The organism is Streptomyces sp. NPDC102437 (assembly GCF_044765565.1).
Lineage (GTDB): Bacteria > Actinomycetota > Actinomycetes > Streptomycetales > Streptomycetaceae > Streptomyces.
On the sequence record NZ_JBIWKI010000003.1, the window covers coordinates 287,149 to 299,421 of the forward strand.

The 12,273-nt window shown below is 71.0% G+C and carries 13 protein-coding genes and 1 tRNA gene; 10 read left to right on the plus strand and 4 right to left on the minus strand.

The annotated features are described in order from the left end of the window. Positions 1-37: 37 nt before the first annotated feature. Positions 38-616: a TetR/AcrR family transcriptional regulator gene (locus ACIRJP_RS06375; protein WP_404168795.1), complete on the minus strand. Its 579-nt coding sequence runs from the start codon at positions 614-616 to the stop codon at positions 38-40. Between the two features lie 90 nt (positions 617-706). Between ACIRJP_RS06375 and ACIRJP_RS06380 the strand changes: the two genes are divergently transcribed. The 5 genes from ACIRJP_RS06380 to ACIRJP_RS06400 all read left to right on the plus strand — a co-directional run bounded on the left by ACIRJP_RS06380 (position 707) and on the right by ACIRJP_RS06400 (position 4,571). Next, entirely contained in the window at positions 707-1,153 is a 447-nt protein-coding gene (locus ACIRJP_RS06380; RefSeq protein WP_404168798.1) for an anthrone oxygenase family protein, read from the plus strand. A gap of 263 nt (positions 1,154-1,416) precedes the next feature. After that, positions 1,417-1,842 (plus strand): DUF4267 domain-containing protein, encoded by a 426-nt coding sequence (locus ACIRJP_RS06385; RefSeq protein ID WP_404168801.1) that lies wholly within the window; start codon positions 1,417-1,419, stop codon positions 1,840-1,842. A 768-nt stretch (positions 1,843-2,610) separates the two neighbouring features. Next, positions 2,611-3,549 (plus strand): NUDIX domain-containing protein, encoded by a 939-nt coding sequence (locus tag ACIRJP_RS06390; protein ID WP_404168804.1) that lies wholly within the window; start codon positions 2,611-2,613, stop codon positions 3,547-3,549. Between the two features lie 114 nt (positions 3,550-3,663). Beyond that, positions 3,664-3,978 (plus strand): hypothetical protein, encoded by a 315-nt coding sequence (locus tag ACIRJP_RS06395; protein ID WP_404168807.1) that lies wholly within the window; start codon positions 3,664-3,666, stop codon positions 3,976-3,978. Beyond that, a complete protein-coding gene (locus ACIRJP_RS06400; protein ID WP_404168810.1) occupies positions 3,975-4,571 on the plus strand; it encodes an NUDIX domain-containing protein in 597 nt (198 codons plus the stop codon). The genes ACIRJP_RS06395 and ACIRJP_RS06400 overlap by 4 nt, the downstream gene beginning before the upstream one ends. 86 nt (positions 4,572-4,657) lie before the next feature. On the opposite strand, the gene ACIRJP_RS06405 is transcribed toward ACIRJP_RS06400, so the two are convergent. Further along, a complete protein-coding gene (locus ACIRJP_RS06405; protein WP_404168813.1) occupies positions 4,658-5,248 on the minus strand; it encodes an AAA family ATPase in 591 nt (196 codons plus the stop codon). Between the two features lie 457 nt (positions 5,249-5,705). Here ACIRJP_RS06405 and galE point away from each other — a divergent pair, with 457 nt between their 5' ends. The 3 genes from galE to ACIRJP_RS06420 all read left to right on the plus strand — a co-directional run bounded on the left by galE (position 5,706) and on the right by ACIRJP_RS06420 (position 7,858). Beyond that, positions 5,706-6,701 (plus strand): UDP-glucose 4-epimerase GalE, encoded by a 996-nt coding sequence (gene galE, locus ACIRJP_RS06410; protein ID WP_404168816.1) that lies wholly within the window; start codon positions 5,706-5,708, stop codon positions 6,699-6,701. Between the two features lie 363 nt (positions 6,702-7,064). Beyond that, complete coding sequence (locus ACIRJP_RS06415) at positions 7,065-7,688, plus strand: GPP34 family phosphoprotein (RefSeq protein WP_404168819.1); 624 nt, start codon at positions 7,065-7,067, stop codon at positions 7,686-7,688. Then, on the plus strand, positions 7,601-7,858 hold the full coding sequence (locus ACIRJP_RS06420) for a hypothetical protein (RefSeq protein WP_404168822.1): 258 nt from the start codon (positions 7,601-7,603) through the stop codon (positions 7,856-7,858). The genes ACIRJP_RS06415 and ACIRJP_RS06420 overlap by 88 nt, the downstream gene beginning before the upstream one ends. A 451-nt stretch (positions 7,859-8,309) precedes the next feature. Here ACIRJP_RS06420 and ACIRJP_RS06425 read toward each other — a convergent pair. Further along, positions 8,310-8,383, minus strand: a tRNA-Pro gene (locus ACIRJP_RS06425). A 49-nt stretch (positions 8,384-8,432) separates the two neighbouring features. Then, positions 8,433-11,066 (minus strand): ATP-binding protein, encoded by a 2,634-nt coding sequence (locus ACIRJP_RS06430; protein WP_404168826.1) that lies wholly within the window; start codon positions 11,064-11,066, stop codon positions 8,433-8,435. Positions 11,067-11,174: 108 nt separating this feature from the next. Here ACIRJP_RS06430 and ACIRJP_RS06435 point away from each other — a divergent pair, with 108 nt between their 5' ends. Together ACIRJP_RS06435 and ACIRJP_RS06440 are read left to right on the plus strand one after the other, a co-directional pair. Then, positions 11,175-11,702: a DUF309 domain-containing protein gene (locus ACIRJP_RS06435; RefSeq protein WP_404168829.1), complete on the plus strand. Its 528-nt coding sequence runs from the start codon at positions 11,175-11,177 to the stop codon at positions 11,700-11,702. A 109-nt stretch (positions 11,703-11,811) separates the two neighbouring features. Beyond that, entirely contained in the window at positions 11,812-12,270 is a 459-nt protein-coding gene (locus ACIRJP_RS06440) for a hypothetical protein (RefSeq protein WP_404168832.1), read from the plus strand. Positions 12,271-12,273: the final 3 nt, after the last annotated feature.

Sequence of the window (12,273 nt, forward strand, 5' to 3'; positions counted from 1 at the left end):
CAGCGGGGCCCGGCCGCCTGCCCGCCGGGACGGTCCGTCAGGCGATGGCGAGCCGGTCCACCAGCAGTTCCACTCTCTGCTCGGTGAACTCCGGCGGCAGCCGTCCCGCCCGGGTCAGGGTCGCCAGGCCGTGCAGGGCCGCCCAGAACGTCTCGGTGAACAGCCCCGGGCCGACACCGTCCCCGGCGACCTCGCCGAGAGTCTCCAGCAGGGCGGCGAACGCGTCCTTCAGCGGCTCGGGGGTGTCCTCCTGCGCGTACGCCAGGCCGCCGTCGAGCTGGAACAGGGCGTCGTAGACCGCCGGGTGACGTGCGGCGAAGTCGAGGTAGGCGCGGGCGAGGGCGGCGACCCGCTCGCGCGGGCCGTTCGCTCCGAGTGCCGCGGCCCGTGCCGCCGCGGCCAGCTCGGTGGCGCCTTCGAGGGCGACGGCGCCGATGATCTCGCGTTTGCCGCGGAAGTGGCTGTAGAGGACGGGCTGGCTGTATTCGATGCGCTCGGCGAGCCGGCGGGTGGTGACCGCGTCCCAGCCCTGCTGCTCGGCGAGTTCGCGGGCCGTCGCCACGATGAGGCGCTCGCGTTCCGCCCGTTCGCGCTGCTTGCGTTCCTGTACCGACATGATTCGACCCTAGCATCGCTAGACAACCGAGCGGCAGCAGTCTAGCGTTGCATCGTCATCTAGCAGCGCTAGATCCCAGGAGGGGTTGTCATGCTCAACGCACTCGAGGTGTTCACCACCGTGGTCGTCGGCCTGATGGTGGGCGTGGAGTTCTCCGTCGCCTTCGTCATGAACCGGATCTTCGACGCACTCCCCGAGGACAGCGGCCAGCTCGGCCGCGCCCACGGGGGCCGGATGCTCGGCGCCGTGATGCCGGTCTGGTACATCACCTCGCTCGTCCTTAGCGCGGTGTGGGCCATCGCCGGACGGCATCACGACGGCGCCGGGCTCGTCGTCACCGCCGGCGCGCTGCTGATCCTCAGCGTCGTCATGTCGATCCTGCTGCTCGTCCCGATCAACAACCGGGGCAAGACATGGACCCCTGAGAACCGGCCCGAGGACTGGAAGGAGCAGATGAACCGCTGGGACCGCTACCACTACGTCCGCGTCGCCGTCATCATCGCCGCCTTCACCCTGCTGGTCGCCGCCCTCGCCTGATACCAAAGCCGCCCCGGCACGCACTGGTTCACCCCCGCATGTCGACGGCTTTCGCCCCGCCGGTGTGAGCCCGACAGGGCTTCGGATCACGGACCTCGCGGGCCGACGCCGTGCCGGTGGCGCACAGTCCCCGCACCCCGGGTGCGAACCCGACGAACTACGCCCTCGATCGGCCGCGTCCACGCGGCCCGATCAGGCCCCACACGCCTCAGCAAGCTCCACCAAGCCCACCAAGCCGACGAAGACTCGCAAGGAGAAGAACAATGTCGCTGAAGAAGATCAACACCGTCCTGGCCGCCGCCTTCATCCTCTTCATCCTCTGGTTCGGGACGGAGTTCATCCTGAGCCCGGAGACGACGGCGCCGGACTTCGGCCTGCCGAGCTGGCCGTCCGGCGACGGCGACGGCTTCCTGATCATCAAGGGAATCCGCGACGTCGTCCTGGCCCTGGTCCTGGGCATCCTGCTGGTGACGGGCCACCGCCGGGCGCTGGGCTGGGCGCTGCTGGTGGAGGCCCTCGCCGCGTACGGCGACATGGCCAACGTGCTGGCCCACGACGGCTCCGTGGCCACCGCGCTCGGCGTCCACTGCCTGACCGCGACACTGATGGTGGTCAACGGCCTGCTGATCATGCACGAGACCCGCAAGGTCGCGGCCGCTCCGGCCACGCCCGCCCCGCAGCCCGCCTGACGCCACCTTGGCACGTGTCGGGATTCGCCCGTCAGCGCCCACCTGGAAAGGCGAGGCACGCAATCTTCTTCCACTGGGCGGCGGGCGGCGGCCTGGTAGCGTTTCTCCGGGACGGCGTAGCGCGGCCCCTACCGAAAGCAAGCAGACGCCGTTCCCGGCCGCGGAGATCGAGCGGCAGCTGGGCGCCGGCGCCACAACCCCGAGCTGATCCACAACCTCGCCTCGGCTGTCCGGCATCGGCTGCCACGGTCGCTGCCTACCGATGGGCCTTCGGCACAGATGGCCGGGATGGTGCTGCGTACGGGGTGGGAGGTCGACCGGCGGGCGCTGGCCGAGGTCGTGGCAGCGCAGGACGGGCAGGGGGTCACCGCCGCGTGGGGTCTGGTGGCGGTCAACAGTGCGAGGCCCAGGCCGCACAGTACGGGCTCAACCTGCCAGCAGGCAGCCGGGCCCCACGCCGCGCAGCGGCACCGACCAGCACAAGGAGACCCGGTGCCCCGGTCATGCACCTCGGGTCAGGCTCGGACCCTGCGCTGTTCGAAACCTACGCTCCGCGGCCGTCACGTGCACGGCCCGGCGGCGCACAACACGGCGCCACAGCATGTGGTGCTGACGGCTGGATCCCGCCCACGGTCCACGGTCGTGCCTCGCAGCCGGACGGGCCTCAGCCGATACGCCCGTACTCGTCGTCGGCGCCGCTGGCCGGCGCCGCCACCCGTCGCTCCGTACCGACCACCAACCGACTCCTTGCGTATAGGCGGTAATTCGTTGAACGCGTCCACTTACCCCCGGTCCGCAAGTACCGCCGTCCTGATCGTAAACAGCCGCGGCGAGTACCTCCTTCACTTGAGGGATGCACACAGGCCGATCTGTGATCCTGGCACCTGGTCCCTGGTCGGCGGCGGGCCCGAGCCCGGCGAGACGCCGGACGAAGCGATCGCCCGCGAGATCCTTGAGGAGACGGGTCTCGTCCTCTCCGGTGTCACCGCCTACACGACCGTGCAGGCCCACGGCCCGGACGTCACCGAGGGGAACATCCAGGTCTACATGGCCCGCTGGGACGGCGTCGCCCATGACCTGCCCGTCACCGAAGGGATCATGTTCGCCTGGTTCGACATCGCCACCATGGAGCAGTTGGCGATGTGCCCGTGGGCTCATGAGGTCATCAAGGCCCACCACGTCGAGCACCCCGCACCACTGCTGCCCGGGCCACGGGACGACGTCTGTCAGGGCGGGGCGGGAGCGGTGAAGAACGTAATCGGCGCACACCTGTTCCTGGAGCGCGACGGCCGTACTCTGCTTGGTCGGCGCCATCCGGATGTGGATTTCGCGGGTGGGGTGTGGCATGCCCTGGCCGGTCATGTGGAGTGGGAGAGCGTTCGCGCGTGCCTGATCAGAGAGGCATTCGAGGAGGCCGGGATCATCGTCGAGCCCGCAGACCTCACCCTGGTGCATACCGTGCACCTGCTCGCCGGTCGCGAGAACGCCGAACCCCGGATCCAGTTGTTCTTCCGGGCAAGCCGATGGTCCGGAGAACCGGAGATCCGCGAGCCCGACAGATGCACGGCATGGCAGTGGTGGCCGCTGGACGGCCTGCCTGACCCGATGGTCGGCTACACCCGTGCCGCGATCGAAGGCATCCTGGCGGGCACCGCGTACACCGAGCTCGGCTGGGCACCCGCCGTGCCTACCACCGGTGGCAGGTGAACTGCGGTGCAAGCTGAATCCGGCCCGGCCGGCTCGGTGACCGGGGGCCGGCCCATCGATGCGGCATCCGCGCGTCTGGCGTTGGTCGAACGCCTCCAAGCCGACGGAGCGTTGATGGATCCGCTCCTGCGGGATGCTCTGTCGCGCCTGGACCGCGGGGTGCTGATGCCACTGGCGTACATACGGCGTAGCGAGCCGGTGGGGTGGGAACTGCTCGACGGAGCACATCCCGAGGACCGGGCCGAGCGGCAGGACCTCGTGTACTCGGGCGAGTCGGTCCTGGTCCAGCGTGACGGCGATACCGTGAGCAAAGTCGCCTTCGGCGCCGCCCATGGCGATCCCGAACTGGTCGAGCGCGACCGCCGGACTCTGGCCCGGGTGCGCTCTGAGCACCGATCCTGCAACTCGCTGACTGGAGAGAGTCCATGAGCCGCGATACGGCCCCTGCCACCACGATCGGTTCGCCGGGTGCGGTCCGGCGACCGGTGGTCCCGAGTATCCGGTCGAGCGGCGAAGCCGCCGGGTCCTCGATGGCGACGGAGCAGTACGCCGAAACCGTCCCCAAGGCAACCCTGTGGGCATGTGTCTACTTCACTGACGAGGACGACCATCCGCTTCAGGTCCACTCCGTCTACTCCCCTGCCTACCCGTGGCAGTTGGTGGGCGGGACGATGGACCCCGGCGAGCCCCCGTGGCAGACGGCCGTGCGGGAGTGCCGGGAAGAAACCGGAATCACGCCGCCCGGGCCGCCCCGGATCCTGGCCACGGTGTACGGCCCACCCGGCGGCGGATGGCCCTACAGCACGATCGGCTGCGTCTTCGATGGCGGCCGGCTCACTGCGGCCCAGATCCGTGGCATCGCTCTCGACCCGGAGGAGCACGACGAGGTCCGTGTCCTGCCGCTGACCGGATGGGAAGAGCTGATGCCGCCCAGCGACTTCGCTCGCCTGTGCGCCGTGGAGGAGGCGCGCCGTACCGGCGTGGCCGCGTACTTCGACACCTGGGGCTGGGGACCCGAGTGACCGTACCTGCCTGCATGCCGGCAGCCTGCGGGAGGCGTCGCTGTCCGGCGGGCGGGGACCCACCGGCATCGCCCCGGACGCCGCCCTCAGTGGTCCGCCTCCGGTTCGGGCGATACTCCGACCTGCACGGGCGCCCGGACGAAGTCGGCGATGGCACGGGGGCCCGGCTGGTATCCGTCCGAGGTGTCCACGGTCAGGGTGGGAACGTCCAGGGAGATCGGCACCCAGGAATCGAGGGAGTGCTCTCCTGCAGAGATCGCTCGAAGCAGGTCCTGGTCGCCGTGGGCGGCCCGGTGCGCGTCTTCCTTCGCGCGCTGGACGATGCGGTCGTGCGCGATGTCGGTGTGGGCGGTGCAGCGGATGACGCGGAGGTGCGCGAGACCGGTGAGCGGTTCGAGATTCGGCCGCCAGAGGCGGTCCTGGAAGGCGGCTTCGGCGACGAGCGTGACGCCGGCCTTCAAGAGCACCTTCAGCACACCGAAGAAGGCATCGAGGGTGGGGTGGTTGAGGGGATCGTCGCCGCCACCCCGGTAGCCAGGGTGGGACAGGACCATGCCCTGCTTGATCTCGTCGCGGATGATCGCGGGGCATCCGAGCATGCGGGCGAGCTCGTGCGCGAGCGTGGTCTTTCCCGTTCCCGAGCCGCCGCTCACGACGACCAGGGTCGGTGTGCTCATCGCGTGTTCTCACAGGTCAGCATGGGGTTCCCGTTCGTGGTGTCATGCCGTCAGGGCAAGGTGGATGGGCATTGTGTCCTTCGCGAGCCGGAAGGTGATGAATCCGGGCTCGCGGGACAGTTTGGCGTATTCGCGGGGGTGGAGTCGGGCCATTGCGGGGGCGTGGGCCGTCTTGCTCCTCGCCCGGGCGCCCGAAACGTACGGCCCGCGTCAGATCCTCGCGGCAGCAGCAGACGGGGCATCTGCGAGTGCCGTAGGTGCTGCCCGCCTTCGCGTTCTGTCAACCGCCGTCGCTCGTGGTGGCGGTGGCGGCAGGGGTTCAGGGACCGCGGTGGCACCGGCGTCCGTGAACCGGGCACGACGGGGCAGCAGAGAGGCCACTACCCTGCCTGGTTTCTCCGCTAGCCTTGCTGCCGGTCGCCTACTGCGGCTGGAACGAAGCCGGGAGAGAAACATCGTGGTGAAGGTCCTTATCGCCGGGGGAGCCGGCTACATCGGCAGCACCGTCGCCTCGGCCTGCCTGGACGCAGGCATAACCCCGGTGATCCTCGACAGCCTCGTTCGGGGCCGCCGCGAGTTCACCGAAGGCCGCACCTTCTACGAGGGCGACATCGCGGACGGCGCACTGGTCGACCGGATCTTCTCGGAGCACCCGGACATCTCCGCCGTGGTGCACTGCGCGGCGCTGATCGTGGTGCCCGAGTCCGTCGCGGACCCGATCGGCTATTACGAGGCGAACGTGGCCAAGAGCCTGGCCTTCATCAGCCACCTGCACCGCAACGGCTGCGATCGCATCATCTTCAGCAGCTCGGCCTCCATCTACCGGGCCGGGGACGGTTCGCCCGTCAACGAGGACTCGCCGCTGGCGCCGCAGAGCCCCTACGCGCGGACCAAGGCCGTGTGCGAGGAGATGTTCGCTGACATCGCCGTGGCCGGCCCGCGCGTGCTGTCGCTGCGGTACTTCAACCCGGTCGGGGCCGACCCCGAGCTGCGTACCGGGCTCCACCTGAAGCGGCCCAGTCATGCCCTGGGTGTGCTCATCCAGGCACACCAGGAAGGCCGTCCGTTCCCGATCACCGGGACGAACTACCCGACGCGCGACGGCAGCGGTATCCGGGACTACGTGCACGTCTGGGATCTCGCCGCGGCCCACATCGCGGCGATCGAGCGCTTCGACTCCATCCTCACAGGGTCGAAGCGCTCGATCGCGATCAATCTCGGCACCGGAGCCGGTACCACGGTCCGGGAGCTGTGCGAGGCGTTCAACAACGTCGTCAGCACCCCCTTGGAAACCGTCGAAGCCGATCCGCGGCCCGGTGACGTGGCCGGCGGCTACACCAAGAGCGACCGGGCGGCGGAGCTGCTGGGGTGGACGCCGAAGCTGCCCCTGGAGGACGGCATCCGATCCGCCCTGGACTGGATTCCGGTGCGCGACGCGCTGTTGACGGACTGACCCCGCCTGCCCTCCTCCGGGGCGCTCGGGTCCAGGAGCAGGTGGGCTTCGAGGGCGAGCAGGTGCGGCATGGCGGGAGCGAGCCACGCGGTGTCCCACCGGTGGTCTGCCAGCGCATCCCGACAGGCGTCGTGGGAGACGTCGAACGTTGAAGGCCCGTACAGGGCCTGGCAGAAAGGCCTGTGCGTCCGGGGCTTTGGCCTCCCGGAAGCAGATGCTCCGGTACAGCCGGCGCCCTGGAAATTCTTGCCGTGCCCGGACTCGGAGGACGCAGGGTGAGGCCCCTCGGGGAAGCCGGCGCGGTAGGTCCCTCGGAGTCCGGAGGTCTCCCTTCCGCGGACCGCCGCGCCTACTCTGGCAGGCATGACAACGGGGGATGAACTGCTCCTGCTCGCGATAGTCCCGGGCAGACAGCGCATACGGATACGAAGCGAGGACCGACTTCGGTACGCCCTGCGGACCTCGGAGTTGGCGGACCTGTGCCTGGCCGGACGGATCGCCGTCGGGCGCCGGCAGATCGAGGTGCTGGACACCCGGCCCGTCGAGGACCGTCGCCTGAGCAGTGTCCTGCAAGGTCTCGGCGCAGCTGCTCCCCCGCCCGGCCTCAAGGACTGGCTGCGCCGGACACCGCGCTCCCTGACCGTCGAGTACCTCTCCCGGCTGGAGGACCAGAAGGTGGTCCGTGTCCGTCGGTGGCGCGATTCCAGCGGCCGTACCCGCAACGACATTCTCTCCGTGGACCTGCCGCGCCGCCAGGCGCTGCTGACCCGCCTCGACACCATGGTCCGCTCGGGCTCCGCAAGGTCAACCGCCGACCTCACCCTCGCTCTGCTCGCCAGGCCGCGCGCCTGGCCCCTGCCGCCTACCCTGGACTGCGCGGCATCACCGACCGCCGCCGAATGGCCGCCCTCGCCGCAACGCACCGTTCCACCCCCGCAACCGCCGGAGCGGTCCCGGTCGCCGACGAGGAACTCGCTGCGGCACTGACCAACGGCGCCGACGTCCTCACCCGCCAACTCCTCGGCGAGTTCAGTGACCTCTACGCCGACTTCACCACCGGCGGCCACGGTCTCGGCCACGGCCTGCACTCCGGCAGTTGGTCCGAGGGCGGCTCAGGCGGCACCGGCCACCACGGCGACGGGCACTCCGGCTGGTGACTCCGTCGGCCGGGAGTCGCACGGCTCTCGACCGAGCCCGGGCCCGGCGGAATTCGGTGCGCGAGCCGTACGGGCATCCCTCGCGACCGATCACATGACAGGTGTCAGGGTGTCAGGGCTCGTGCCCGAACCGGTACGGGCCGTGGGCCACGCTCCACACCCGATTCCGGCGGTGGGCCTTGGACGGCCGGTTCGAACGGATGCTCCGGGTCGCCCCGGCAAGGACCGACGCAGTCGGGGACCCGGACGTACACAAGATCTCGGCTGTCGGCGGCGCGGCGTTCTCCGCGCGCCTCAGCGTGCTGCATGCACCGTGCTCCCTGCCGGGCCCGATCGTCATGAACCCGCTGACACCGGTCAAGGGGACTGCTCCCCCGCCTGGTCCCCAAGAATGGCCAAGGGCCGGTTTCGGATTTCTCCGAAACCGGCCCTGACCTGCGACTGTCTCCAGTCGGGACGACAGGATTTGAACCTGCGACCCCTTGACCCCCAGTCAAGTGCGCTACCAAGCTGCGCCACGTCCCGATGCGGTTCCCCCGGTGTTTCCCGGCGGGCTCGCAGGACAAACATTACCTCACTCCGAGGGCCGGATCGACGCCCGTGCCTGGTGGGCGCGGTTCGCCAGGGATTCCGCACCGCATGCGGTGGCCAGTTTGTGGGCTCGGGCGAGTTCGCGCGGTGAGCGGATCGCGATGCCGTAGTCGACGAGGGCCAGCGCGTGTTCGTACGCGGACGGGGACGCCTCCAGGTGGCGGACCGACTCGGCCAGCAGGTGGGTGGCATCCTCGGGACGGGCGAAAAGGGAGACACAGCGCAAGGCCTCACCGATCGCGGTGTCCGTGCCGAAGCGCTCGGCGTGCACCCGGGCCGTGGCGGCGAGTTGGGCGGCGCGGGCCGGGTCCTCCTCGGCCAGGGCGCGGGCCAGGTCGCCGGCCCAGGGTGCCCAGACCCCGTTGAACCTTCCTCGGGGTTCGAGGGCATGGCCGGCCGCTTCGAGTTCGACGATCGCTTCCTTCGTACGGCCTTCGGCCAGCAGCAGGCGACCGCGTACGCACGGGCCGTCGGGGAGCACCATCGCGCTGGGGTACGGAGCGCCGAAGGCGTAGCGGTCGGCGATCTCGCGGGCCTCGGTGACCCGGCCACGGGCGACCAGGGTGTCGATGAGCAGGCACGCCGCGTCCCAGTGGACCGGGAGTCCGCTGCCGACCCGGTCGGCGAGGCGCAGCCCTTCGCGCAGGAAGCCCTCGGCCTCGGCGAGCCGTCCGCGACGGCGGTGGACCAGTCCGAGCAGGGTGTGCGCGAAGGCGAGGTGCGCCCCGCTCCATCCGGAGATCTCGAAGGCTCGGACCGCCTCGCCGAAGAGTTCCTCGGCCCGGTCGAGCTGGTCGGTGAAGGCGTAGGTGATGCCGACGAGGGTCGGCAGTTCGAAGCCCCACTCGGTGTCGGTCCAGCCGAGGCCGCGGGCGGGGTGGCCGTCGACCAGGGCGCGTTCGCAGAGGTCGACGATGAGCTGGGAGTTCTCGCCGCGCAGCATGGCGTCGAAGGCACGGAGCGTGAGGAGGGCGCGCTCGGCGTTGTCGCGGCCGTGGAGGTGGTCGGCGTTCCGTGCGAGCCGGCCGGATCGGCCGGGACCGTCCTCCTCCCCGGCCTGCATGCCCTCCCAGAGGAAGTGGGCCGCCTGGAGCCGCATCAGGCCGGGGCCCGGAGCGGTGCGTGCGGCCTCTGCGGCGAGGGCGCTCGCTGCTTCCTTGAGCTGGTTGTTGTGCGAGTGCGCTGCTGCGAGCCGGTAGGTGGCGTCGACGCGCTGGTCGTCGCCCAGTCCCGGCATGTCGAGTGCGGCGCGCAGGTGTTCGACGGTGGTGGCCGGGGAGCTGAGCAGCGTGGCGCAGCCCAGTTCGTACAGCAGGGTGGCCTTCGCGCGCTGGCGTGGTGGTTCCTGCAGGGCGCGTTCGAGGCAGCGGCGGGCGGCCTCCGGGGCGCCGACGGCGAGGTGCTGCTTGGCCGCTTCGCGGAGCTGCTCGACCAGTTCCTGGTCGTCGTCCGGGTGTACTTCGAGCAGGTGGCGGGAGGCCGCGGCGGGGCCGAGGCCCGCCCGGGTGATCGCCCAGGCCGCGCGGCCGTGCATGGCGGTGCGGGTGGCCGGCGGGATGGACCGGTACACCGCGCTGGCGATGAGCGGGTGGACGAATTCCAGCGGGTCGAAGCCGGTGACGATACGGGCTTCGCGCAGCCGGGCAGTGCAGTCGGCGGCCTCGGCGGAGCTCATTCCGGCGAGGGTAGCGGCAAGGTCCTGGGAGATGTCCGTGCCGAGTACGGCGGCGGCCCAGGCGAACCGGTTGGCGTTGGTGCCGAGCCGTTCGAGCCGTGCGACGAGGCCGCTGCCCCGGGCCGAGGCGCCGAGCTCGCGCAGCAGTCCTGCCGCCTCCTCCAGCGGTGCCAGCTCGCGGTCCTGCACCTTGGCGACGAGTTCGACCGCCTCGTACGGGTTGCCGCCGGTCACGGCCCACACCTCGCGGCAGAACGGGTCGTCGGCGTGCTCGCCGAGGGCCGTGCGGACCAGTTCCGCGGTGGCGTCCGGGGTGAGTGCGCGCAGCGCGACCCTGACCTGGAAGGGGTGGGCGCTGCCCGGTCCGCTCTCCTTCTGCCGCGCCGCCAGCTCTTCCGGGCGGTGGGCCTGGACGACCAGGACGGGCAGTTCGCCGAGGCGGGCGGTGAACGAGGCGAGCCAGGCGAGGGATTCGCCGTCCGCCCAGTGCGCGTCGTCGATGATGAGGAGCAGCGGACGGTGGCTCAGCCGGGAAGCGAGCCGGGCGACGACGAAGTCGAGGCCGTCGCGCACACCTTGCGGGTCCGGCCGCGGACCGGTCGGCTCGGCCAGTCCGAGGGCCGGTGCGGCGATCTCGTACCAGGGCCCGAACAGGGTCCGCACCTCGTCGGGCGGAAACCGGTCGAGTGCGGGTTGCAGCAACTGGCGCACGACGTGGAACGGCACCGAAGTGACCGTCTCGCCGCCCCGTGCCGACCAGACGGTGCAGCGGTCGGCGGCGATCGTCTGGATCTCGCCGAGCAGTGCTGTCTTGCCGATGCCTGCCTCGCCGCTGAAGATCAGCAGCCCGCCGACGGCCTGGGCGCCGCAAAGGGCGTCCACGGCTTGTGCGGCGGCAGCGAGTTCCGGTTCGCGCTCGTACAGCGGCCGGGACGGCTTCATGCCTACCCTCCCCAGGGTGGTGCGGATGGCTTTCGACACTAGTCGGGTACGGGGGTCCACGGACAGTGGTTCGGACAGTTCGCCGCAGGTGCGGGGCACAATCGTGGCGTGGACGAGACTCGCAGGGACCGCGACACCGACGGCCGGGCGCGCAATGCCCGCCCGCGCGACGGGCTGGGGCGCCCCCTTCCGTACGGGGCGCCGGGGGTCGAACGGCAGCCGGAGGGGGTGGTGCGTACCCCCGAGGAGACGGTGCGGGAGGCACAGCGATTGCTGGACGCGGGGATGCCGTTCCACGCGCACGAGGTGTTCGAGGACGCGTGGAAGTCGGGCCCGGTGGCCGAAAGGGAGTTGTGGCGCGGTCTTGCCCAGTTGGCCGTGGGGCTGACTCATGCGGCCCGGGGCAACGCGAGGGGCGGGGCCCGGCTGTTGCGGCGCGGGGCGGCGGCGCTCGCGGAGTTCGCCGGGGTCCGGCCGTACGGGATCGGCGTCGACCGGCTGATCGGCTGGGCCGGTGAGCTGGCCGGGCGGGTGGAGGCCGCGGGTGGCGCGGGCGCGGCCGGTGGCGGGGGCGTGCGGGCCGAGCCGGTCGACGCGGCCGCCGAGGCACCGTGCCTGCGGCCCCCGGCCCGGTGACCCGGGCCGCAGGGATGTGGCCGGGCACGCCGCACGCCCGCGTCATATTGCGCCGCCCGTCTGCCGGAGCGGTGAACAGGGCGGCCCGTACCGATTACGATCGCGCGTCATGAGCACTTCTGACCAGGACCAGGCCGTGGAGACCCCGATACCCGGTCCCGAGGCCGATCCCGAAACCGGTCCCGGGGCCGATCCCGAGGCCGGGCCCGAGGCCGTCGCGAAGGCGGAGCCCGCCGCGGACGAGGAGCCCGGGGCTGGCGACGAGACGGTGCCGGACGAGGAGACGGGTGCGGATGAGGAGACCGGGAACCGGAAGCTGACGCCTCGTCAGGCGAGACGGCTGCGGGTGGTCCTCTCGTCGGTCGGCATGGCCGCTATGGCGGTGGTCCTCGCGCTGCGGATCGCCAGCCGGTCCTCCGTCCTGGTGGTCGGGGTGTACGGGCTCGCGCTGATCCTGTGCGGGATCGTGATCGAGCTCAGCCGGAACGGCCGTACCCGCCTGGGCAGTTGGCTGCTCGCCGTCGGCCTGGTCGCGGCGATCGGATCGGACTGGCTGCTGATTCCCTGACAC

Coding starts and splice junctions, on each gene's coding strand:
- ACIRJP_RS06380 (WP_404168798.1), top strand. CDS start 707: ATGCTCAACGCACTCGAGGTGTTCACCACCGTGGTCGTCGGCCTGATG.
- ACIRJP_RS06415 (WP_404168819.1), top strand. CDS start 7,065: ATGACAACGGGGGATGAACTGCTCCTGCTCGCGATAGTCCCGGGCAGA.
- ACIRJP_RS06395 (WP_404168807.1), top strand. CDS start 3,664: ATGGATCCGCTCCTGCGGGATGCTCTGTCGCGCCTGGACCGCGGGGTG.
- ACIRJP_RS06400 (WP_404168810.1), top strand. CDS start 3,975: ATGAGCCGCGATACGGCCCCTGCCACCACGATCGGTTCGCCGGGTGCG.
- ACIRJP_RS06375 (WP_404168795.1), bottom strand. CDS start 616: ATGTCGGTACAGGAACGCAAGCAGCGCGAACGGGCGGAACGCGAGCGC.
- ACIRJP_RS06385 (WP_404168801.1), top strand. CDS start 1,417: ATGTCGCTGAAGAAGATCAACACCGTCCTGGCCGCCGCCTTCATCCTC.
- ACIRJP_RS06440 (WP_404168832.1), top strand. CDS start 11,812: ATGAGCACTTCTGACCAGGACCAGGCCGTGGAGACCCCGATACCCGGT.
- ACIRJP_RS06405 (WP_404168813.1), bottom strand. CDS start 5,248: ATGAGCACACCGACCCTGGTCGTCGTGAGCGGCGGCTCGGGAACGGGA.
- ACIRJP_RS06430 (WP_404168826.1), bottom strand. CDS start 11,066: ATGAAGCCGTCCCGGCCGCTGTACGAGCGCGAACCGGAACTCGCTGCC.
- ACIRJP_RS06420 (WP_404168822.1), top strand. CDS start 7,601: ATGGCCGCCCTCGCCGCAACGCACCGTTCCACCCCCGCAACCGCCGGA.